The sequence below is a fragment of the Leifsonia soli genome (assembly GCF_013408745.1).
Taxonomy (GTDB): domain Bacteria; phylum Actinomycetota; class Actinomycetes; order Actinomycetales; family Microbacteriaceae; genus Leifsonia; species Leifsonia soli.
Genome location: NZ_JACCBJ010000001.1, coordinates 1,267,132 through 1,287,339, shown reverse-complemented (window position 1 = coordinate 1,287,339; position 20,208 = coordinate 1,267,132). Strand labels below are relative to the sequence as shown.

Below are 20,208 nucleotides of genomic sequence, written 5' to 3'. Positions count from 1 at the left end.
GTGGGGCCGCCGATGGCGTCACCCTACCGAGGCTCACACCCGCCGCTCATCGGTCGCTCGGATGATGTCCCGTCGCCGGGCCGGCGCCGGCAGGTCGCCGAGCCATCGCCACCCGCGCCGACCGGCATCCCCGGTCCGGCTAGAGTTGGAGGGTTCCCCAAACGACCCACGAACAAGGAGTGGACAGGTGGCCGACGGCTTCGAGCTCTTCACCGACCGTTCCGTTGTCGCGATGCGCGTCAACGGTGAGCTGAAGGACCTCGCGACCACCGTCACGACGACCGACGAGGTCGAGCCGGTCACCATCGACTCGCCCGACGGCCTCAGCATCCTGCGCCACTCGACGGCGCACGTCCTCGCGCAGGCCGTGCAGGCCGTCAACCCGGAGGCGAAGCTCGGCATCGGGCCGCCCATCACGGACGGCTTCTACTACGACTTCGACGTGCTCGAGGCGTTCACCCCGGAGGACCTCAAGGCCCTCGAGAAGGAGATGTCGCGCATCCAGCGTGCGGGCCAGCGGTTCGTCCGCCGCGTCGTCACCGACGAGGAGGCGCGCGCAGAGCTCGCCGGCGAGCCGTACAAGCTGGAGCTCATCGGCCTCAAGGGCGGAGTGCAGCACGGCGACACCGCCGCCTTCGACGAGAGCGAGTCCGTGGAGGTCGGCTCCGGCGAGCTCACCATCTACGACAACGTCGACCCGAAGACGGGGGAGACGGTCTGGAAGGACCTCTGCCGCGGCCCGCACCTCCCGAACACGCGCATGATCGGCAACGGCTGGGCGCTGACCCGCGTCGCGGCCGCCTACTGGCGCGGCAACGAGAAGAACAAGCAGCTGCAGCGCATCTACGGCACCGCGTGGGCGAGCAAAGAGGAGCTGCGCGCCTACCAGACGCGGATGGAGGAGGCCGCCAAGCGCGACCACCGCAAGCTCGGCGCCGAGATGGACCTGTTCAGCTTCCCCGAGGAGATCGGCTCGGGCCTGGCGGTGTTCCACCCGAAGGGCGGGATCATCCGCAAGGAGATCGAGGACTACATGCGCGACCGGCTCATCGCCAACGGCTATGAGCTCGTCAACACGCCGCACATCACCAAGGCGCACCTCTTCGAGACCAGCCAGCACCTCAACTGGTACAAGGAGGGCATGTTCCCGCCGATGCACCTCGACGAGGAGCGCGACGCGGACGGAAACATCACCCGGCAGGGCCAGGACTACTACCTGAAGCCCATGAACTGCCCGATGCACAACCTGATCTTCCGTGCGCGCGGCCGCAGCTACCGCGAGCTCCCGCTCCGCTTCGCCGAGTTCGGCACGGTGTACCGGTACGAGAAGTCGGGCACCCTGTCCGGTCTGACGCGCGTCCGCGGGCTCACCCAGGACGACGCCCACATCTACGTGACAGAAGACCAGATCAAGGACGAGGTCGCCCGTCAGCTCGAGTTCGTGCTCGAGACCCTGCGCGGCTATGGGCTCACCGACTTCTACCTGGAGCTCTCCACAAAGGACCCGGACAAGTACGTCGGAAGCGACGAGAGCTGGGAGACCGCGACGGAGACCCTGCGCGAGGTCGCGATCGAGTCCGGTCTGGAGCTGGTGGACGATCCGGGCGGAGCGGCGTTCTACGGACCGAAGATCTCGGTGCAGGCGCGCGACGCGATCGGCCGCACCTGGCAACTCTCGACCGTCCAGCTGGACTTCAACCAGCCGGAGCTGTTCGAGCTGGAGTACAACGCGGCGGACGGAACGCGCAAGCAGCCGGCCATGATCCACCGGGCGCTGCTCGGCTCGATCGAGCGGTTCTTCGCGATCCTGCTGGAGCACTACGCCGGGGCGTTCCCGGTGTGGCTGTCGCCGGTGCAGGTCGTGGGCATCCCTGTCGCCGACCAGTACGCGCCGTTCCTCGACGACGTGATCTCCCGGCTCCGCGCACGCGGCGTCCGCGCCGAGGTCGACCATTCCGACGACCGCATGCAGAAGAAGATCCGCACCCACACCAAGGCGAAGGTCCCCTTCCAGCTGATCGTCGGAGAAGAGGACGCGTCGGCCGGCACGGTCAGCTTCCGGTTCCGCGACGGCACGCAGCGCAACGGCGTGACCGTCGACGAGGCGATCGAGCGGATCGTCGAGAGCATCCGCTCGCACGAGCTGGTCGACACGGCATGGCACGACTGAACCTCGACTCGTACGGGAGTCAGGACGACGAGGGGCTGAACGGCGAGGGTCCTGTGCCGGACGGCGCGATCCGGGACAGCGTCGACGCCGAGCGCGTCCGCGTCGACGACCCGTCGTACCTCGTCGGCGTGCCGGACGAGTTCCAGCGGCTGTGGACACCGCACCGGATGGTCTACATCCAGCACGGCCAGCAGCCCGGCAAGGACGACTGCCCGTTCTGCGTCGCACCGAGCATGAGCGACGAGGATGCGCTGATCGTCGCGCGCGGGACGCACGCGTACGCGCTGCTGAACCTCTTCCCGTACAACAGCGGCCACCTCCTGGTCTGCCCGTACCGCCACATCGCCACGTACGACGAGGCGACGCCGGAGGAGGTCGCCGAGATCGGCAGCCTCACCCAGACGGCGATGCGCGTCATCCGCGAGGTGTCGAAGAACGACGGGTTCAACATCGGCATGAACCAGGGCGAGGTCGCCGGCGCCGGGATCGCGGCGCACCTGCACCAGCACGTGGTTCCGCGGTGGGCTCAGGATGCGAACTTCCTGCCCATCATCGCCAAGACGAAGGCGCTCCCTCAGCTGCTCGGCGAGGTCCGCACCGCGATCGCCGACGCCTGGCCGCGTCCCGCCTAGCGATCAGCTCCTGAGTTTTTCGCCCGATTCGCGACGATTCGGCGGAAAAACTCAGGAGCTGATGGTGTGGAAGGAGGGTCAGCGCACGCGGGTGACCGCGAATTGCTCGCGCGGGTTCGCGTAGGAGTCCTGCGACTCGACCAGCTGCAGCTCGCGTTCTCCCGACTCCAGGGTCCGGGTGAGCAGGTCGAACACGCTCGACACCGTCTTCCGCAGCGCGAGCTCGGCGTCCCCGGTCCGCACGTAGTGCGCCGTGAACAGCGCCGCCGTCACGTCGCCCGAGCCGTTCGCCTTCATCGGGAGGCGCGGGGTCTGCACGATCCACGCGCCGGCGTCGTCGACCGCGAGCATCTCGATGGTGTTGGCCGGTGCATCCGGCCGCTCGACGCTGGTGACCAGGACCGTCTTCGGACCCATCGCGCGCGCCGCATCCACCGACTCCAGCGTCGACTCGAGCGTGTCGGGCGACGTCTCGGTGAGGAACCCCAGCTCGAACTGGTTGGGCGTGATGATGTCGGCGACGGGGACGACGCGCTCGCGCAGCAGCACCGGGATGGCCGGGGCGACGAAGCAGCCGGACTTCGCGTTGCCCATCACCGGGTCGCAGGCGTAGACGGCGTCCGGGTTGGCGGCCTTCACGCGGGCGACCGCGTCGATGATGACGTCGCCGATGCCCTCGCTGCCCTGGTACCCGGAGAGGACGGCGTCGATCTGACCGAGCACGCCGCGCTCCTCGATGCCGGTGATCACCTCGCGCACGTCGTCGGGGGAGATGAGCGGTCCGCGCCACGCGCCGTAGCCGGTGTGGTTGGAGAAGTTCACGGTGTAGACCGGCAGGACCTCGACGCCGATGCGCTGCAGCGGGAAGACGGCGGCGGAGTTGCCGACGTGACCGTAGGCGACCGCGGACTGGATCGAGAGGATCTTCATCCCTCGATCCTCTCATCCCGTGCCGGGCTCAGCGCGCCGCGTCCACCAGGTCGTCGATGAGCCGAGCGCTCTCCTCGTCGGTGAGGTCGTGCACCGTGAGACGGAGGTGATGGGACGGCGCGGGATGCTCGGCCAGCTGGAACTCGTCGCCCGTTCGGGCCAGCCACCCGCGTCGCATGAGGCGCTCCGCCACCGATCGCGCGGGCACGGGAAGCTCGACCCACAGGTTGAGGCCGTCGGCCGCCTCGGCGGGGAGCCCGCGGGCGGTCAGTCGCGCCGCGAAGGCGCTGTTCCGCTCGGCGTAGTGGCGCCCGGCGGCGGCGATCTCGGCGAGGGCGGTCTCGTCGGTCAGCTGGGCGAGCACGAGGCGTTGCAGGATGTGGCTGACCCACGTCGTGCCGGGGCTCAACCGGAAGGCCAGGCGCTCGGCCGTCTCCGGGTCCGTGGCGGCGACGGCGAGGCACATGTCCGGCCCGAGGAACTTCGACACGGAGCGGATGAGGGCGAACCGCCGGTGACCGGGCCCGATCAGCGTCTCGTAGCGGCGCTGCGACAGCATGGAGAAGTGGTCGTCCTCGATGACGAGCACGTAGGGATGGTCGGCCAGCACCGCGCGCAGCTCGGCGGCGCGCGCGGGGGAGAGGGTCGCTCCGGTGGGATTCTGCGCCCGCGGCGTGCAGATGACCGCACGGACTCCGGCGGCGAGCGAGGCGCGCAGGCCGTCCACGGTCATGCCCTCCGCGTCCACCGCCACGGGGACGGCCCGGTACCCGCCGAGCCGGACGGTGTGGATGCTCGCCAGGAAGCACGGGTCTTCGAGAGCGACAGCGTCGTCGCGCAGCAGCGCCTGGGCGAGCAGACGCTCGACCGCATCCACCGCGCCGTTGGTCACGGTGATGCGCAGCGGCTGGTCGGGGAGGTCGTCGCGCACCCAGGCGAGGGCGCGCTCCTCGAGGGCGGGGTCGATGACGGGCTCGCCGTAGAGGACGGGCCGGCCGATGGCGCCGGCGAGGGCGGCGGACGGCGCGGGGATGCGCTGCGGGTCCGGGTTGCCCGTCCCGATGTCGCGGAGGACGCTGTCCGCCGCGTAGCCCTCCTGGGCGACCGCTTCGACGCCGGCGATGACGGTGCCGGCCCGGCCGCGGGCCGTGACGACGCCGGCCTGCGCGAGCAGGCGGTACGCGGCGACGGCGGTGTTGCGGTTGACCTGCAGCTGGGCGGCGAGCTCCCGCACCGGCGGCAGGGCGTCGCCGCGGCGCAGCGCGCCGCGTTCGTGCAGCGCGCGAACGCTCGCCGCGATCTCCGACGCCGTGGCGCCGGTGATGCCGTGTCCGTCCATGACGCTCCTCGCGCGCTCGTCCCGCGTTCGAGTCTATCGAGCAGGGGACAGGATGCTATCGTTCGGCATAGGCCAAAACATTCTTTGTTACGCACGAGAGGGCGATGATGACAGACAACGTACAGGGCACGGCGACCGGATCGAGCCGGGTCAAGCGCGGCCTCGCAGAGATGCTGAAGGGCGGCGTCATCATGGACGTCGTCACCCCGGAGCAGGCCCGCATCGCCGAGGACGCCGGAGCCGTCGCCGTCATGGCGCTCGAGCGTGTCCCCGCCGACATCCGCGCGCAGGGCGGCGTCGCCCGGATGAGCGACCCCGACCTGATCGAGGCCATCATCGCCGAGGTCTCCATCCCGGTCATGGCGAAGGCCCGCATCGGCCACTTCGTCGAGGCGCAGGTGCTCGAGGCGCTCGACGTCGACTACATCGACGAGTCCGAGGTGCTCTCGCCCGCCGACTACGTCAATCACATCGACAAGTGGCGCTTCACCGTCCCCTTCGTCTGCGGTGCGACGAACCTCGGCGAGGCGCTCCGCCGCATCAACGAGGGCGCGGCGATGATCCGCTCGAAGGGCGAGGCCGGCACCGGCGACGTCTCCGAGGCGACCAAGCACATCCGCAAGATCACCTCCGAGATCAACGCCCTGAAGTCCATGACGAAGGACGAGCTGTACGTCGCGGCCAAGGAGCTCCAGGCCCCCTACGAGCTGGTCGCCGAGATCGCCGAGACCGGCACGCTCCCCGTCGTGCTGTTCACCGCGGGCGGCGTCGCCACCCCGGCCGACGCGGCCATGATGATGCAGCTCGGCGCCGACGGCGTGTTCGTCGGCTCCGGCATCTTCAAGTCCGGCAATCCGGAGCAGCGCGCAGCGGCCATCGTCAAGGCGACGACGTTCTACGACGACCCGAAGGTCATCGCCGAGGTCTCCCGCGGACTGGGCGAGGCCATGGTCGGCATCAACGTCGGCGACCTCCCCGCGCCGCACCGTCTCGCCGAGCGCGGCTGGTAAGAGTGGCGGGAACGACGACGCGGGTCGGCGTCCTCGCCCTGCAGGGGGACTTCCGCGAGCACATCGCGGTCCTCCGCGGGCTGGGCGCCGACGCCGTCCCCGTGCGCCGTCCGGCCGAGCTGGACGAGATCGACGGCCTGGTGATCCCGGGCGGCGAGTCCAGCGTCATGGACAAGCTCTCCCGCGCGTTCGGCCTGGCCGAGCCGCTGCGCCGGGCGATCGCCGGTGGCCTGCCCGTCTACGGGACGTGCGCCGGGCTGATCATGCTCGCCGACCGCATCCTCGACGGCATCGCGGGCCAGGAGAGCCTCGGCGGCCTGGATGTGTCGGTGCGGCGCAACGCGTTCGGCTCGCAGGTGGACTCGTTCGAGACCGACCTGGACATCCCGGCCGTCGGCGACGAGCCGATGCACGCGGTGTTCATCCGCGCGCCCATCGTCGAGAGCGTGGGGCCCGCGGCGACGCCGCTCGCCCGGGTCGCCGACGGCCGCGTGGTCGCCGTCGAGCAGGGCGACCTGCTCGGGACGTCCTTCCATCCGGAGATCACCGGGGACACCCGCTTCCACGAGTACTTCCTCGGCAAGGTGCGGGCCGCTGCCCTGCGCGCCGCCTGACGCCGCCGGGTGGGTCGCGCGGAAGCGGGGCGGCCAGTCGTCCTACAATGGTCAGGATCTTCAGACGTGAGACGAGGGAGCACCAGTGTCCGGGCATTCCAAGTGGGCAACGACCAAGCACAAGAAGGCGGTGATCGACGCCCGCCGCGCGAAGTCCTTCGCAAAGCTGATCAAGAACATCGAGGTGGCGGCGAAGACCGGCGGTGCCGACCTGTCGGGTAACCCCACGCTCGTCGACGCGGTGCAGAAGGCCAAGAAGACCTCCGTCCCGAACGACAACATCGACCGCGCCATCAAGCGCGGCGCTGGCCTCACCGGCGAGTCGATCGACTACACGACGATCATGTACGAGGGCTACGGCCCCGGCGGCGTCGCCCTGCTGATCGAGTGCCTCACCGAGAACAAGAACCGCGCAGCGGCCGAGGTCCGGACCGCGATGACCCGCAACGGCGGCACCATGGCCGACCCGGGCAGCGTCGCGTACAACTTCCACCGCAAGGGCGTCATCGTGGTGCCCCACGCCGACGGCGTCGATGAGGACTCGGTGCTCGCCGCCGTCCTCGATGCGGGCGCGGAGGAGGTCACCGACCGCGGCGAGAGCTTCGAGGTGCTGAGCGAGGCCTCCGACCTGGTCGCCGCGCGCACCGCGCTGCAGGAGGCCGGCATCGACTACGACTCCGCCGACGCGGAGTTCGTGGCGACCGTCAACGTCGAGGCCGACGCCGAGGTGGCGCGGAAGGTGTTCCGCCTGATCGACGCCCTCGAGGACTCGGACGACGTGCAGAACGTCTACACGAACCTCGACATCAGCCCTGAGGTGCAGGCGCAGCTCGACGAAGACGACGAGTAAGCCGCGGCCATGACGATCCGGGTGCTCGGCATCGACCCGGGTCTGACGCGCTGCGGCGTCGGGATCGTCGACGTGCGCGCCGACCGCCGCGCCACGCTGGTGGATGTGACGGTCATCCGCACTCCGCCCGGCATGGCCCTGGAGGAGCGGCTGCTCGCGGTGGGCACCGGTATCGAGCGGCTGCTCGACGAGTTCGGCCCCGCCGTCGTCGCGATCGAGCGCGTGTTCGCCCAGCACAACCTCCGCACCGTGATGGGAACGGCGCAGGTCAGCGGCGTCGCCCTGCATTCGGCGGCGAAGCGCGGACTCCCCGTCGCCCTGCACACGCCGAGCGAGGTGAAGGCGGCGGTCACCGGGTACGGCTCGGCGGACAAGAAGCAGGTGCAGACGATGGTCGCGCGCATCCTCGGGCTCGCCGAGGCGCCGAAGCCCGCGGACGCCGCGGACGCCCTGGCGATCGCCATCTGTCATGCCTGGCGCGGCGGCCCGGTGGCCGCCGACGCCGGGGGAGGGACGGACACCGCGCTGACGCCCGCCCAGCAGGCGTGGCGCGCCGCCGAGCGCTCCAGCCGGACGTCGGCGGCGCCCCGTAGGCTTGCACGGTGATCTCCTCCCTCCGCGGTACCGTGCTCTCGGCGAGCGGCGGCACCGCCGTCGTCGAGGTGGGCGGCGTCGGCTTCGCCCTGCAGCTGACGCCCGACCACGTGCTGTCGTTGCGGGTGGGTGAGGAGACCTTCCTGCACACCTCGCTGATCGTGCGGGAGGACGCTCTGCAGCTGTTCGGGTTCGCCGACCGGGAGCAGCTGGAGGTGTTCGAGCTGCTCAACGGCGTCTCGGGAGTCGGCCCCAAGTCGGCGATCGGCGTGCTGTCCGTGCTGGCGCCCGATGACATCGCCGCCGCCGTCGCCGCGGACGACGACGCCCCGTTCCGCAAGGTGTCCGGTATCGGCCCGAAGACCGCGAAGCTCATCGTCGTCTCCCTCGCGGGCAAGCTCACCGCCGTCCGGCGTCCGGCTCCCGCGGTGAAGGCCACCAGGGCGCCGTCATCGGTCGGCGACAGCGTGCTCGTCGCCCTCGTCGGGCTCGGCTGGCCCGAGCGCGTCGCCGCCGAGGCCGTCGCGGAGGTCACGGCGGAGACGGAGGAGAAGGAGCGCGACAGCGTCCAGGCCCTCCTGCGGCTCACCCTCTCCCGGCTCGGACCGGCCCGATGAGCGACGATCTGACGGCGCCGGAGCTCGAGTCGGAGACCGAGCTCGCCTTCGAGGGCGCGCTCCGGCCGCGGACGCTCTCCGAGTTCGTCGGCCAGGCGAAGGTGCGCGGCCAGCTGCAGCTGCTGCTCACCGCGGCCCGCATGCAGGAGCGGACCGCCGACCACATCCTGCTCGCCGGCCCTCCGGGCCTCGGCAAGACCACGCTGGCGATGATCGTCGCGCACGAGAGCGAGCGCCCGCTCCGGCTCTCCAGTGGTCCGGCCATCCAGCACGCAGGCGACCTGGCAGCCCTGCTGTCGTCGCTGACGCCGGGCGAGGTGCTGTTCATCGACGAGATCCACCGGATGGCGCGGTCGGCGGAGGAGATGCTGTACCTCGCGATGGAGGACTTCCGCATCGACATCATGGTCGGCAAGGGGGCGGGTGCGACGTCCATCCCGCTCGACCTCGCGCCGTTCACGCTGGTCGGCGCGACGACCCGGTCGGGCCTGCTGCCCAACCCCCTGCGCGACCGCTTCGGGTTCACGGCCCACCTCGAGTTCTACGACGAGGCGGAGCTGACGCAGGTGCTCACGCGCGCGGCCACGATGCTCGAGTTCGAGATCGACCGCGAGGCGCTGGCCGAGATCGCCGGGCGCTGCCGCGGAACACCGCGCATCGCCAACCGGCTGCTGCGCCGGGTGCGCGACTACGCCCTCGTCCACGGCGGCCGGGCCGATGTGGATGCGGTGCGCGCGGCGCTCGAGCTCTACGATGTCGACCCGCTGGGGCTCGACCGCCTCGACCGCGCGGTGCTGCAGATCCTGCTCGAGCGATTCGACGGCGGGCCGGTCGGCCTCAACACACTCGCGGTCTCCGTCGGGGAGGAGGCGGAGACGATCGAGTCGGTCGTCGAGCCGTTCCTCGTGCGCATCGGACTGCTCTCCCGGACCCCGCGCGGCCGCATGGCGACAGCAGCGGCGTGGCGACATCTCGGCATTCCGAGCCCGCGGCGGGATTCCTCCCAGCCTCCGACGCTCGTCGATGACATATAATCCAAGCTGGCCGTTCGGCCAACCCCCTTGCCCCCATTGAAAGGTTCGGCAGCTCCATGGGATTTGACCCGTTGACCATCGTGATGGTCGTCATTCTGGCGGCCCTCGTCTTCTTCATGTTCCGGAACAGCCGCAAGCGGCGCAAGGAGCAGGAGGAGACCCGTTCGAAGATGGTGCCGGGCGCCGAGGTGATGACCAACTTCGGTCTGTACGGCACGCTCGTGTCCGTGAACGAGGACGACAACACCGCCACCATCGAGACCAGCCCCGGCCACGTCGTCAAGGTGCACCGCCAGGTGCTCGCCCGTGTCGTCGAGCCCACGACCGCGGAGGCGACGGGCGACGACGCCGAGACCTCGGGCGTCGAGCTCAATGAGGACCACGCGATCACCCACGATGCGTCCGACTCCACGACGCCGGAGTACGGCGAGCGTCTCGACGACTCGCCCAAGAAGCCCGGCTCGAAGAGCGACGACTGACACATCCCCTGTGCTCCGGCGTCCATGCGGCGCCGGAGCGCTCGTAGAAAGCTGAGTTCCTGGTGGCAAAGTCGACCCCGGTCAAGAAAGCCTGGCGTTCGCTGACGTGGCTCGGCGTCCTCGTGGTGGTGCTCCTCGGCACCCTCACGGCCGGCGTCCTGTTCAGCAACGCGACGTGGCTGCCGAAGCTCGCCCTCGACCTCGAGGGGGGAACCCAGATCATCCTCGCCCCGCAGGTCGAGAACGGCCAGTCCGTGCAGCAGCAGCAGCTGGACCAGGCGGTGTCGATCATCCGCCAGCGCATCGACGCGTCGGGCGTCTCCGAGGCGCAGATCTCGACAGAGGGCTCGAAGAACATCGTCGTGTCGCTGCCGGGCAAGCCGGACCAGGCCACGCTCGACCGCGTCAAGTCGAGCGCACGCCTCGACTTCCGCCCGGTGCTCATCGCGGGCGGTCCGACCAACGAGGTCGTCGGCGCCGACGGCAAGTCGACCCCGGCCCCGTCGCCGGCGCCCGATCTGCAGGCCACGCCGTCGGCGAAGCCGACCAACGGCAGCGACCTCGCCTGGGTGACGCCGAAGCTCCAGGCCGAGTTCAACGCCTACGACTGCAAGGCGAACGCGAACAAGACGACGAGTTCCGCTCCGACGGATCAGCCGCTGATCACCTGTGACGACCAGAACACGGTCAAGTACCTGCTGGGTCCCGTCGAGGTCAAGGGCCAGGACATCAGCGACGCCAACGCCGGGCTCGTGCAGAGCTCGCAGGGCGTGACGACGGGCCAGTGGGCCGTCAACATCGTCTTCAACGGCGCGGGCACGAAGGCGTTCGCCGACGTCACGACCCGCCTCGTCGGCCTCCAGGGATCGCAGAACCAGTTCGCGATCGTGCTCGACGGCAAGGTGATCTCCGCGCCGACGACGCAGGCCGCGATCACGGACGGCAAGCCGCAGATCACCGGCAACTTCACCGAGACGACCGCGAAGGCCCTGGCCGATCAGCTGAAGTTCGGCGCGCTGCCGTTCAGCTTCAAGGTGCAGAGCCAGGACACGATCTCGGCGACGCTCGGCACGGCCCAGCTGCTCGCCGGTCTGATCGCGGGCCTGATCGGGCTCATCCTGGTCGCCATCTACACGTTCTTCCAGTACCGCCTGCTCGGTCTCGTCACGATCTTCTCGCTCGTCGTCGCAGGCGTCTTGACCTGGCTGACGATCTCGCTGCTCTCGTGGCACTACGACTACCGGCTCTCCCTCGCGGGCGTCGCCGGTCTGATCGTCGCGATCGGCTTCACGGCCGACTCGTTCATCGTGTACTTCGAACGCATCCGAGACGAGTTGCGCGACGGGAGGGGTCTCGAATCCGCCGTGGAGGCCGGCTGGGGACGTGCCCGCCGGACGATCTACGCGTCGAAGGCCACCAACCTCCTCGCGGCCGTCGTGCTGTACGTGCTCGCGGCGGCGAACGTGCGCGGGTTCGCGTTCACACTCGGACTCACGACCATCATCGACGTCATCGTCGTGCTGCTCTTCACCCACCCGACGTTGCAGCTGCTCGCGCGGACGCGCTTCTTCAGCTCCGGTCACCCGCTGTCCGGCCTCGACCCGCAGGCGCTCGGCGCCGTATACCGCGGGGCGGCGCAGTTCCGCGCGCCGACGGCGTCGGTGAAGGCGGGAACGGCCGCACGCGCGGGCAAGGAGGCGGCTCGCCGCCAGACGATCGCCGAGCGCAAGGCGGCAGAGCTCGCCGGCGCCTCGACGTCCTCGGATCGATCGACCGAGGGGAAGGACTCCTGATGGCCAGCCGTCTCGTGAAATTCGGTAACGACCTATACACGGGGGCACGGTCGATAGACTTCGTCGGCCGGCGCAAGATCTGGTACTCGATCGCGGCCGTGATGGTCGTGCTGTCGATCCTCGTCCCGGTCGTCCGGGGCGGGTTCAACTTCTCGATCGAGTTCCGCGGCGGTTCGCAGTTCCAGGTGAGCGACGTGTCGAGCACCGACACCTCGAAGGCGCAGAGCGCCGTCACCAGCGTCGTGCCGAGCGCCGTGTCGCACGTGAGCGTGGTCGGCGACAACGCGGTGCGCGTGCAGACCGACCAGCTGTCCGAGACGCAGACGCGCGAGGTGTCCGACGCGCTGGCGAAGGCCTACGATGTAGACGCCTCGGAGGTGTCTGCGACGTTCATCGGCCCGTCCTGGGGCGCGGACGTCACGCAGCAGTCCATCCAGGGCCTCGTGGTGTTCCTGCTGCTGGCGTTCATCGCCATGGCGCTCTACTTCCGCACCTGGAAGATGTCCGCGGCCGCGATCGTCTCGCTGTTCCACGACCTCATCATCACGGCGGGCGTGTACGCCCTGGTCGGCTTCGAGGTGTCGCCGGCGACCATGATCGGCTTCCTCACCATCCTCGGGTACTCGCTGTACGACACCGTCGTGGTGTTCGACAAGATCCGCGAGAACACGAAGGAGGAGATGGAGCTGACCCGGCGGACGTTCGCCGAGTCGGTCAACCTCGCCGTCAACCAGACCCTGGTCCGGTCGATCAACACGGCCGTGGTCGCGGTGCTCCCCGTCGCGTCCATCCTCTTCATCGGCGCCTATGCGCTCGGTGCGGCGACGCTCCGCGACATCTCGCTCGCACTGCTGATCGGCATCATCGTCGGTACCTATTCGACGATCTTCCTCGCGGCGCCGATGTACTCGCAGTTCCGCGAGAAGGAGCCGGCGATCCGGAAGCACGACCAGAAGGTGCTGTCGATCCGTCCGAAGGCCGAAGTCAAGGCGGACGCTGTCGCGACGGCCGCGGAGTAGCCTGGCCGGATGACCGACGCCGCCCCGCAGAGCCCTTTCCTTCCCGAGGACGAGATCTCGGTCTCGCGCGCCCGAGAGCTGACCGACGCAGGGGACGCGTGGCTGCTCGACGTGCGTGAGCCGTTCGAGTGGGAGGCCGGTCACGCGCCCGGTGCGCACCACATCCCGCTCGGCGAGCTGGGGGAGCGTCAGCACGAGCTCCCGGAGGACCAGCAGCTGCTGATCATCTGCCGCAGCGGGGCCCGGTCGCGCCGGGTCACCGACGCTCTCATCGAGGCGAACTATCCGGCCGCCAATGTCGCGGGCGGGATGAGCGCCTGGCACGCCGAGGGCGGCCCCGTTCTGCGCGACGACGGTACGCCAGGAGCGATCGCCTAGGCCCGAGTGCCCCCACCGTGACGGAACAGTGTCCGGGAGCGGTCATAATGGACGTCAGGAGGCGCGCGAATGGTTGACACGACGACATCGCAGAGCGCTTCCCTGCGCCGTCTGGTGCCGCGCATCTTCTCTCGCGCGCAGCCGTCCGGAGGCGCCGTCGAGACCCTGATGCGCACGGTGCGCATGCACCACCCGAAGGCCGACCTCTCGCTCATCGAGCGCGCCTACTCGGTCGCCGAGCGGGCGCACCGCGGGCAGAAGCGGCGGTCGGGCGAGCCGTACATCACGCATCCGGTGGCCGTCGCGCAGATCATCGCGGACCTGGGCATCGGAGCCAAGACGATCGCCGCCGCACTCCTGCACGACACGGTCGAGGACACCGAGTTCACGCTCGACGAGCTGCGCGACCAGTTCGGCGACGAGATCGCGATGCTGGTCGACGGCGTGACGAAGCTCGACAAGGTCAAGTACGGCGACAGTGCGCAGGCCGAGACGGTCCGCAAGATGATCGTGGCGATGTCGAAGGACATCCGCGTGCTGATCATCAAGCTCGCCGACCGCCTGCACAACGCGCGCACCTGGGGGTTCGTGCCCGCCGCGTCCGCGACGCGCAAGGCGACCGAGACCCTGGAGATCTACGCGCCGCTCGCGCACCGCCTCGGCATCCAGGCGATCAAGTGGGAGCTCGAGGACCTCTCGTTCGCGGTGCTCTACCCCAAGCTGTATGCGGAGATCGAGAGTCTCGTGAAGCAGCGCACGCCGGAGCGCGAGCGGTTGGTGCAGCAGGTCATCGACGCGATCAACGACGACCTGAAGTCGGCGAAGATCCGCGGCAAGGTCGTCGGGCGTCCGAAGCAGTACTACTCGATCTACCAGAAGATGGTCGTGCGCGGCCGCGAGTTCGACGACATCTACGACCTCGTCGGCATCCGCGTGCTCGTCAACACGGTGCGCGACTGTTACGCCGTGCTCGGTCAGATCCACGCGCGCTGGACCCCGATGCCCGGCCGCTTCAAGGACTACATCGCGACGCCGAAGTTCAACCTCTACCAGTCGCTGCACACGACCGTGATCGGCCCGCAGGGCCGCCCGGTCGAGATCCAGATCCGCACGGAGGAGATGCACCAGCGGGCCGAGTTCGGTGTCGCGGCGCACTGGAAGTACAAGGAGCAGACGACCGGGAAGAGCTCGGGCGGACCGGCGAAGGTGGACACCGACCTGGCGTGGCTCGCCCATATCTCCGACTGGCAGGCGGAGACGGCAGACCCGAGCGAGTTCCTCGACTCGCTCCGCTTCGAGATCGGCGCGAAGGAGGTCTACGTCTTCACCCCGAAGGGGCGGGTGATCGGCCTCCCGGCCGGTGCGACGCCGGTCGACTTCGCGTACGCGGTGCACACCGAGGTCGGCCACCGCACGATGGGCGCCAAGGTGAACGGCCGCCTCGTCCCGCTGGAGAGCAGCCTGAACACGGGTGACGTCGTCGAGATCTTCACCTCGAAGAATCCGGACTCCGGCCCCAGCCAGGACTGGCTCAACTTCGTCAAGAGCCCCCGCGCGCGCAACAAGATCCGCCAGTGGTTCACCAAGGAGCGCCGCGACGAGGCGATCGAGCAGGGCAAGGATGCGATCGCGCGGGCGATGCGCAAGCAGAACCTGCCGCTGCAGAAGCTGATGACGCAGGACGCCCTGGTGGAGGTCGCGTCCTCGCTCAAGTACCCGGACGTCTCGGCCCTCTACGCGGCCGTCGGTGAAGGGCACGTCTCCACCCAGTCCGTCATCGAGAAGATCGTGGCGTCGCTGCAGACCGAGGTCGAGTCGGACGGCGAACTCGAGATCCCCGTCAAGGGCCGCCGTCAGCTGCGCAACAGCGACTCCGGTGTCCTGGTTCGCGGTGCTCCCGACATCCTCGTGAAGCTGGCCAAGTGCTGCACCCCGGTGCCGGGCGACCCGATCGTCGGGTTCATCACCCGCGGTCAGGGCGTCTCGGTGCACCAGGCGAACTGCCATAACGTGCAGTCGCTGCTGCAAGAGCCCGATCGCATGATCGAGGTCGAGTGGGCTCCCAGCTCCAAGAGCGTCTTCCTGGTGCAGATCCAGGTCGAGGCCCTCGACCGCTCCGGCCTGCTCAGCGACGTCACACGCGTGCTGTCCGAGCATCACGTCAACATCCTCTCCGCCACGGTCACCACCTCCAGCGACCGACTGGCCCTCAGCCGATTCGTCTTCGAGATGGGGGACACCACCCACCTCGACCGGGTGCTCAACGCGGTGCGCCGTATCGACGCCGTCTACGACGTCTACCGCGTCAGCGGCGGCTGACCCGCCGCGTCCCGACGTCCGAACTCCGCGTCGGCCACGCCAGGGAGCCGCGCCCGCGCGACGGCAGGCAGCCGTTGCCTCGCGACACCGCACCCCTTCTGCCGACTCGTCCGCAGCCGGTCGTCCAGTTGCGCAGGCGAGACACCGGCGAGCAGCAGCAGGTGGCGGATCTCGAGGGCATCGCCCTCGCCGAAAGGGGTGCCGGAGCAGAGCAGGTCGATCGCCGTCCGCAGCGGACTCGTGACCCGCACGCCATCGAAGACGACGGTCTCGTCGTCGGCGATCACCCGATGCGAGGTGTCGACGGCGGGGGAGAGCGCCCCACCTCGGCGACGGGGAGGGACGCACACCTGAGGGACGGGAGGGGGCATCGACCGCGTGCCGTGGATCCACGCGGCCGAGCCGCGATCCGCCACCGCCCACCCCGGGGCGGTGCGTGCGAAGGCCTGCGACCGCAGGGCGGGCCCGTCGACCGCCCCGGCCGGCGCGAATGCGTCTCCGACCCGGAACAGATGACCGTCGAGACAGAGGGCGAGCAGCTCGACGACCGGGAGGATGTCGGCGTCGAGCAGGGGAGCGGAGGTCGTCGTGTTCATGCCTCCAGCCTCGTCCGGGGAGGCCCGGAGCGGGTCGGAGACATCGGAACAGTGGAGAACGTCCGCGTCCGGCGCCCTGTGGAGAACGACGGCGCGACGACGCGGTCAGCGCCGTCGCGTCCCCGGCTCAGCCCAGCGCGTCGAGCCAGATCTTGCGGGCGTCGAGCGCCTCCTGCGCCGCCTTCACCTTTGCGCTGTCACCCGTCGCCTGCGCGTCGGCGAGCTCCTGCTCGAGCTTCGCGATCGCCGCGTTGAGCTGGCTGGCGAGCCCCTCCGAGCGCGCCTTCTTCTCGGGATTGTTCTTCTCCCAGTGCTCCTCGTCGAGGCGGCGGACCGCGGCTTCGACGCGACGGAGGCGGTCCTCGATCGGACGCACCTGGTCGCGGGGCACTCGGCCGATCTGGTCCCAGCGCTCCTGGATCGACAGGAGCTGCGCGCGCGCGGTCTCCCGCTCGGTGGCCTTCAGCAGCGGCTCAGCCTCGTCGAGGAGGGCCAGCTTCTGCTGCAGGTTGGCCTCGTACTCGGCACTGTCGCGCGCATCCACCTCGGCCTTCGCCGAGTAGATCGCATCGCCGGCGGCCTTGAACCGCGCCCAGAGGGCGTCGTCGTTCTTCTTGCCTGCGCGCCCGGCGGCCTTCCACTGGTCGAGCAGCCGGCGGTACTCCGGCACTCCGTCCGCACCGAGGGGGATGAGCTTCTCGGCCTCCTCGATCAGAGCGTTCTTGCGGTTGCGCACGTCGCGGTGCTGCGTGTCGAGCTCCGCGAAGAAGGCCTTGCGGTTGTGCTCGATCGTCGAGCGCGCGGCACGGAACCGCTTCCACAGCTCGTTGGCCTCGTTCTTGGGGATGCGGGGACCGTCGTGCTGGTGCGCCTGCCACTGCGCGAAGAGGGCGTCGAGCTCGGCGCTCGTCGTCTTCCACTGCGTGCGGGCCGGGTCCTGGGCCGCGAGGGCCTCCGCCTGCTCCACGATCGCGGTGCGCGCGGCGATGGCGGCGTCGAGTGCGGCCTTCGCCTCGGCGCTCTGCTGCTCGGTGAGCTCCTCGACCGTGCCGCCCAGCGCATCCAGCCGCGTCAGCAGGGAGGCGAGGTCGCCGACCGCGTTCGCGCCTTCGACGGCCGAGCGCAGGTTGGCGACGGACTTGGCGATGTCGTTCGCGGGGGCTCCCCGCCGTGCGCGCTGCTCCAGCAGGCCGACCTGTCCGGCGAGGTCGGTGTACTTGCGCTCGAAGTACGCGAGCGCCTCCTCCGCCGTTCCGTCGGGGTACTCGCCGACGACGCGTTCGCCGTCGCCCTCGCGGACGTACACGGTTCCCGTGTCGTCGACACGTCCCCAGGGGTGCTGTTCAGAAGTAGCCAAGAGCCTCACCTTGCTGCTGCGCGATCGGGCGGGATGCCCGCCCAACGTTTGGGAATCAGCCTATTGCACGTGCCGTGGTCACTGCAGGGTGAAGCTGTCGATGGTGGTCTTCACCGCGGGCGTCCCGTCGGTCTTCCCGCCCTCGACGCCCTTGTCGGTCACCTGCGCCTTGAGCTGGTCCAGGCCGCTGGTCACCGAGCCGATCACCGTGTAGCCGCCGGCGTCGTCCGAGGGGATCTTCGTGTCCTCGTAGACGATGAAGAACTGGCTGCCCTGGCTCTCGGCGTTGTTGCCCTGACGGGCCATCGCGATGGTGCCCGCCTTGTAGACGTCGTCGGCAGGCGCGTTCTCGATCGGCCCGTACTCGTAGCCCGGTCCGCCCTGCCCGTTGCCCTGGGGGTCGCCGCACTGCAGGACGAAGATGCCGCTGGTGGTCAGTCGGTGGCAGGTCAGCCCGTCGTAGAACTTCTTCTGGACGAGCGAGACCGTCGACGAGACGGCCTGCGGCGCGGCGGCACCGTCGAGGGAGACCCCCAGCGGGACGCCGTTGATCGTCATGGTGCCCGTCCAGGTGCGGTCCTCGGCGAGGGTCTTCGGCGGGACGCCGCCCGCGGACGGGGATGCCGACGGCGACGCGGAGGACGAGGGCTTGGCAGCACCGGGTCCGGCGGAGAAGTAGAGGAGCTGCGTGCCGACCGCGAGGGCGACGATCACGACGGCCGCGATTCCGGCCACCCAGTTGTCGCGCTTGCGGCGCTTCACCTTGTGCTCGTGGACGGTCTGCCGCGCTTGGTAGGCGCGCAGCCGCTCGCGGGCCTGTCGCGCTTCGCGGTCGTTCTGCTTCGGTGCCACGTGTGTCCTCCGGCGTCGGTACGGGGGATCTCCGCGAGGCTTCCGCCCGCTGGATCATGCAGAACCCTATCCGGCGCCCCTATGGACGACAAACTCGCCGCTCCCAGGCGGACTGTCGGCGGTCGCGACTACCCTGGACAGGTGGTCGACGTGCAACCTGGGCTCCGCACCGGAGCGACTCCTCTCGCGGTGCGCATGCGCCCGAAGTCGCTCGACGAGGTCGCCGGTCAGCGTCACCTCCTCAAGCCGGGTTCGCCGCTGGTCGCCCTCGCCTCCGATAAAGAGGGGCAGTCGGGATCGGTCTCCGTCATCCTCTGGGGCCCGCCCGGCACGGGGAAGACGACGCTCGCGCAGGCGATCGCGCATTCGTCCGGCCGTCGCTTCGTCGAACTGTCGGCCGTGACCGCCGGGGTGAAGGACGTCCGCCTGGTGATGGACGAAGCGCTGTCGACGCGCGATCTCTACGGCGTCTCCACCGTCCTCTTCCTCGACGAGATCCACCGCTTCACCAAGGCCCAGCAGGATGCGCTGCTCCCGGGCGTCGAGAACGGCTGGGTCATCCTGGTCGCCGCCACGACCGAGAACCCCTCGTTCTCCGTGATCTCTCCGCTGCTCTCCCGCAGCCTCCTGCTCACGCTCGAGACCCTGAGCGACGACGACCTCGGCGTCGTCATCGACCGCGCCGTGACCGATGATCGCGGTCTCGGCGGCCAGTACACGCTCGACCAGGAGGCGCGCGCCGCCCTCATCCGGCTGGCGTCGGGGGACGCGCGGCGGGCGCTGACCGCTCTGGAGGCCGCGTCGGTCACCGCCGCGTCGTCCACGCCGGCGACCTCGAAGAAGAAGCCGGTGATCACCGCAGAGCTCGTCGCGCAGGCCGTCGACCGGGCGCTGCTGCGGTACGACCGCAACGGCGACGAGCACTACGACGTCATCAGCGCCTTCATCAAGTCGGTGAGGGGCTCCGACGTCGACGCGTCGCTCCACTACCTCGCGCGGATGATCGAGGCGGGGGAGGACCCGCGGTTCATCGCCCGCCGGATCATCGTGCTCGCGTCGGAGGACATCGGCATGGCCGACCCGCGGGCCCTCGGCGTCGCCATCGCGGCGGCCGACGCCGTTCAGTACATCGGGATGCCGGAGGGGCGCATCCCGCTCGCCCAGGCGGTCGTCCACCTGGCCACCGCCCCCAAGTCGAACGCCGCGTACATGGCGCTCGACGCGGCGATCGCCGACGTCCGGGCCGGGAAGATCGGGCGCGTCCCGAAGCACCTGCGCGACGCCCACTATCCCGGCGCGAAACGGCTCGGGCACGGCAAGGGCTACAAGTACCCGCACGACGATGCGCTCGGGGTGCTGGAGCAGCAGTATCTGCCCGACGAACTGTCCGGAACGACCTACTACACGCCCACCGAGCACGGCAACGAACGGGACGTCTCGGCACGCCTGGCGAAGCTGCGTCGCATCGTGCGCGGGCGCTGACCGCGATCTGTTAGACTTTCTGCGCCTAGAAGCGTGTCCGGGGTGCGGCTGCCGCGTTCACGATTCGACGGGAATGGCCCTGTAGCCGGGCCTCCCTGGCGACAATCCCTCTCTCTGCGGGCGGCAGTGCCCATACAAGCGTG

Annotated in this window: 19 protein-coding genes; 14 read left to right on the top strand and 5 right to left on the bottom strand. The window is 69.7% G+C overall.

Going from position 1 to position 20,208, the window contains the following annotated elements:
* The first annotated feature begins 187 nt into the window (after nucleotides 1–187).
* Together thrS and BJ963_RS06245 are read left to right on the top strand one after the other, a co-directional pair.
* Nucleotides 188–2,170, top strand: coding sequence for a threonine--tRNA ligase (thrS, locus tag BJ963_RS06250; RefSeq protein WP_089910390.1), 1,983 nt, complete (start codon nucleotides 188–190; stop codon nucleotides 2,168–2,170).
* A complete protein-coding gene (locus tag BJ963_RS06245; protein WP_089910393.1) occupies nucleotides 2,158–2,802 on the top strand; it encodes an HIT family protein in 645 nt (214 codons plus the stop codon). The genes thrS and BJ963_RS06245 overlap by 13 nt, the downstream gene beginning before the upstream one ends.
* Before the next feature lie 78 nt (nucleotides 2,803–2,880).
* Here BJ963_RS06245 and pdxY read toward each other — a convergent pair whose 3' ends face one another.
* Entirely contained in the window at nucleotides 2,881–3,732 is an 852-nt protein-coding gene (gene pdxY / locus BJ963_RS06240) for a pyridoxal kinase PdxY (RefSeq protein WP_179455340.1), read from the bottom strand.
* A gap of 28 nt (nucleotides 3,733–3,760) precedes the next feature.
* On the bottom strand, nucleotides 3,761–5,071 hold the full coding sequence (locus BJ963_RS06235; protein WP_179455338.1) for an aminotransferase class I/II-fold pyridoxal phosphate-dependent enzyme: 1,311 nt from the start codon (nucleotides 5,069–5,071) through the stop codon (nucleotides 3,761–3,763).
* A 104-nt stretch (nucleotides 5,072–5,175) separates the two neighbouring features.
* Here BJ963_RS06235 and pdxS point away from each other — a divergent pair, with 104 nt between their 5' ends.
* The 11 genes from pdxS (at nucleotide 5,176) to BJ963_RS06180 (ending at nucleotide 15,778) form a co-directional block, all read left to right on the top strand.
* A complete protein-coding gene (gene pdxS / locus BJ963_RS06230; RefSeq protein ID WP_089910401.1) occupies nucleotides 5,176–6,081 on the top strand; it encodes a pyridoxal 5'-phosphate synthase lyase subunit PdxS in 906 nt (301 codons plus the stop codon).
* 2 nt (nucleotides 6,082–6,083) lie between these two features.
* Complete coding sequence (gene pdxT / locus BJ963_RS06225) at nucleotides 6,084–6,695, top strand: pyridoxal 5'-phosphate synthase glutaminase subunit PdxT (RefSeq protein WP_179455336.1); 612 nt, start codon at nucleotides 6,084–6,086, stop codon at nucleotides 6,693–6,695.
* A gap of 85 nt (nucleotides 6,696–6,780) precedes the next feature.
* Nucleotides 6,781–7,545 (top strand): YebC/PmpR family DNA-binding transcriptional regulator, encoded by a 765-nt coding sequence (locus tag BJ963_RS06220; protein ID WP_179455334.1) that lies wholly within the window; start codon nucleotides 6,781–6,783, stop codon nucleotides 7,543–7,545.
* A gap of 15 nt (nucleotides 7,546–7,560) precedes the next feature.
* Nucleotides 7,561–8,151: a crossover junction endodeoxyribonuclease RuvC gene (gene ruvC, locus BJ963_RS06215; RefSeq protein WP_179458052.1), complete on the top strand. Its 591-nt coding sequence runs from the start codon at nucleotides 7,561–7,563 to the stop codon at nucleotides 8,149–8,151.
* A complete protein-coding gene (gene ruvA / locus BJ963_RS06210; protein ID WP_089910411.1) occupies nucleotides 8,148–8,756 on the top strand; it encodes a Holliday junction branch migration protein RuvA in 609 nt (202 codons plus the stop codon). Before ruvC ends, ruvA begins: the two co-directional genes overlap by 4 nt.
* On the top strand, nucleotides 8,753–9,790 hold the full coding sequence (ruvB, locus tag BJ963_RS06205; RefSeq protein WP_179455332.1) for a Holliday junction branch migration DNA helicase RuvB: 1,038 nt from the start codon (nucleotides 8,753–8,755) through the stop codon (nucleotides 9,788–9,790). Before ruvA ends, ruvB begins: the two co-directional genes overlap by 4 nt.
* A 56-nt stretch (nucleotides 9,791–9,846) precedes the next feature.
* The gene (gene yajC, locus BJ963_RS06200) at nucleotides 9,847–10,269 is read left to right on the top strand and encodes a preprotein translocase subunit YajC (protein ID WP_089910418.1); all 423 of its coding nucleotides are present in this window, start codon (nucleotides 9,847–9,849) and stop codon (nucleotides 10,267–10,269) included.
* Nucleotides 10,270–10,331: 62 nt separating this feature from the next.
* Nucleotides 10,332–12,062, top strand: a complete 1,731-nt coding sequence (gene secD, locus BJ963_RS06195) for a protein translocase subunit SecD (protein WP_179455330.1) — start codon at nucleotides 10,332–10,334, stop codon at nucleotides 12,060–12,062.
* Complete coding sequence (gene secF / locus BJ963_RS06190) at nucleotides 12,062–13,081, top strand: protein translocase subunit SecF (RefSeq protein WP_089910424.1); 1,020 nt, start codon at nucleotides 12,062–12,064, stop codon at nucleotides 13,079–13,081. Before secD ends, secF begins: the two co-directional genes overlap by 1 nt.
* A 9-nt stretch (nucleotides 13,082–13,090) precedes the next feature.
* Nucleotides 13,091–13,459: a rhodanese-like domain-containing protein gene (locus tag BJ963_RS06185; RefSeq protein ID WP_179455328.1), complete on the top strand. Its 369-nt coding sequence runs from the start codon at nucleotides 13,091–13,093 to the stop codon at nucleotides 13,457–13,459.
* A gap of 69 nt (nucleotides 13,460–13,528) precedes the next feature.
* On the top strand, nucleotides 13,529–15,778 hold the full coding sequence (locus tag BJ963_RS06180; protein ID WP_089910429.1) for a RelA/SpoT family protein: 2,250 nt from the start codon (nucleotides 13,529–13,531) through the stop codon (nucleotides 15,776–15,778).
* Here the strand turns inward: BJ963_RS06180 and BJ963_RS06175 are convergent.
* The 3 genes from BJ963_RS06175 to BJ963_RS06165 form a co-directional block, all read right to left on the bottom strand.
* Entirely contained in the window at nucleotides 15,757–16,374 is a 618-nt protein-coding gene (locus BJ963_RS06175) for a type IV toxin-antitoxin system AbiEi family antitoxin (RefSeq protein WP_179455326.1), read from the bottom strand. The genes BJ963_RS06180 and BJ963_RS06175 overlap by 22 nt on opposite strands.
* Before the next feature lie 127 nt (nucleotides 16,375–16,501).
* Nucleotides 16,502–17,731, bottom strand: a complete 1,230-nt coding sequence (locus BJ963_RS06170) for a DUF349 domain-containing protein (RefSeq protein WP_179455324.1) — start codon at nucleotides 17,729–17,731, stop codon at nucleotides 16,502–16,504.
* Nucleotides 17,732–17,809: 78 nt separating this feature from the next.
* The gene (locus BJ963_RS06165; protein ID WP_179455322.1) at nucleotides 17,810–18,583 is read right to left on the bottom strand and encodes a peptidylprolyl isomerase; all 774 of its coding nucleotides are present in this window, start codon (nucleotides 18,581–18,583) and stop codon (nucleotides 17,810–17,812) included.
* Between the two features lie 141 nt (nucleotides 18,584–18,724).
* Between BJ963_RS06165 and BJ963_RS06160 the strand changes: the two genes are divergently transcribed.
* On the top strand, nucleotides 18,725–20,065 hold the full coding sequence (locus tag BJ963_RS06160) for an AAA family ATPase (protein ID WP_179455320.1): 1,341 nt from the start codon (nucleotides 18,725–18,727) through the stop codon (nucleotides 20,063–20,065).
* The last annotated feature ends 143 nt before the right edge of the window (nucleotides 20,066–20,208 follow it).

Coding starts and splice junctions, on each gene's coding strand:
- BJ963_RS06235 (WP_179455338.1), bottom strand. CDS start 5,071: ATGGACGGACACGGCATCACCGGCGCCACGGCGTCGGAGATCGCGGCG.
- secF (WP_089910424.1), top strand. CDS start 12,062: ATGGCCAGCCGTCTCGTGAAATTCGGTAACGACCTATACACGGGGGCA.
- BJ963_RS06180 (WP_089910429.1), top strand. CDS start 13,529: ATGGTTGACACGACGACATCGCAGAGCGCTTCCCTGCGCCGTCTGGTG.
- yajC (WP_089910418.1), top strand. CDS start 9,847: ATGGGATTTGACCCGTTGACCATCGTGATGGTCGTCATTCTGGCGGCC.
- BJ963_RS06175 (WP_179455326.1), bottom strand. CDS start 16,374: ATGAACACGACGACCTCCGCTCCCCTGCTCGACGCCGACATCCTCCCG.
- ruvB (WP_179455332.1), top strand. CDS start 8,753: ATGAGCGACGATCTGACGGCGCCGGAGCTCGAGTCGGAGACCGAGCTC.
- BJ963_RS06245 (WP_089910393.1), top strand. CDS start 2,158: ATGGCACGACTGAACCTCGACTCGTACGGGAGTCAGGACGACGAGGGG.
- pdxY (WP_179455340.1), bottom strand. CDS start 3,732: ATGAAGATCCTCTCGATCCAGTCCGCGGTCGCCTACGGTCACGTCGGC.
- BJ963_RS06185 (WP_179455328.1), top strand. CDS start 13,091: ATGACCGACGCCGCCCCGCAGAGCCCTTTCCTTCCCGAGGACGAGATC.
- pdxS (WP_089910401.1), top strand. CDS start 5,176: ATGATGACAGACAACGTACAGGGCACGGCGACCGGATCGAGCCGGGTC.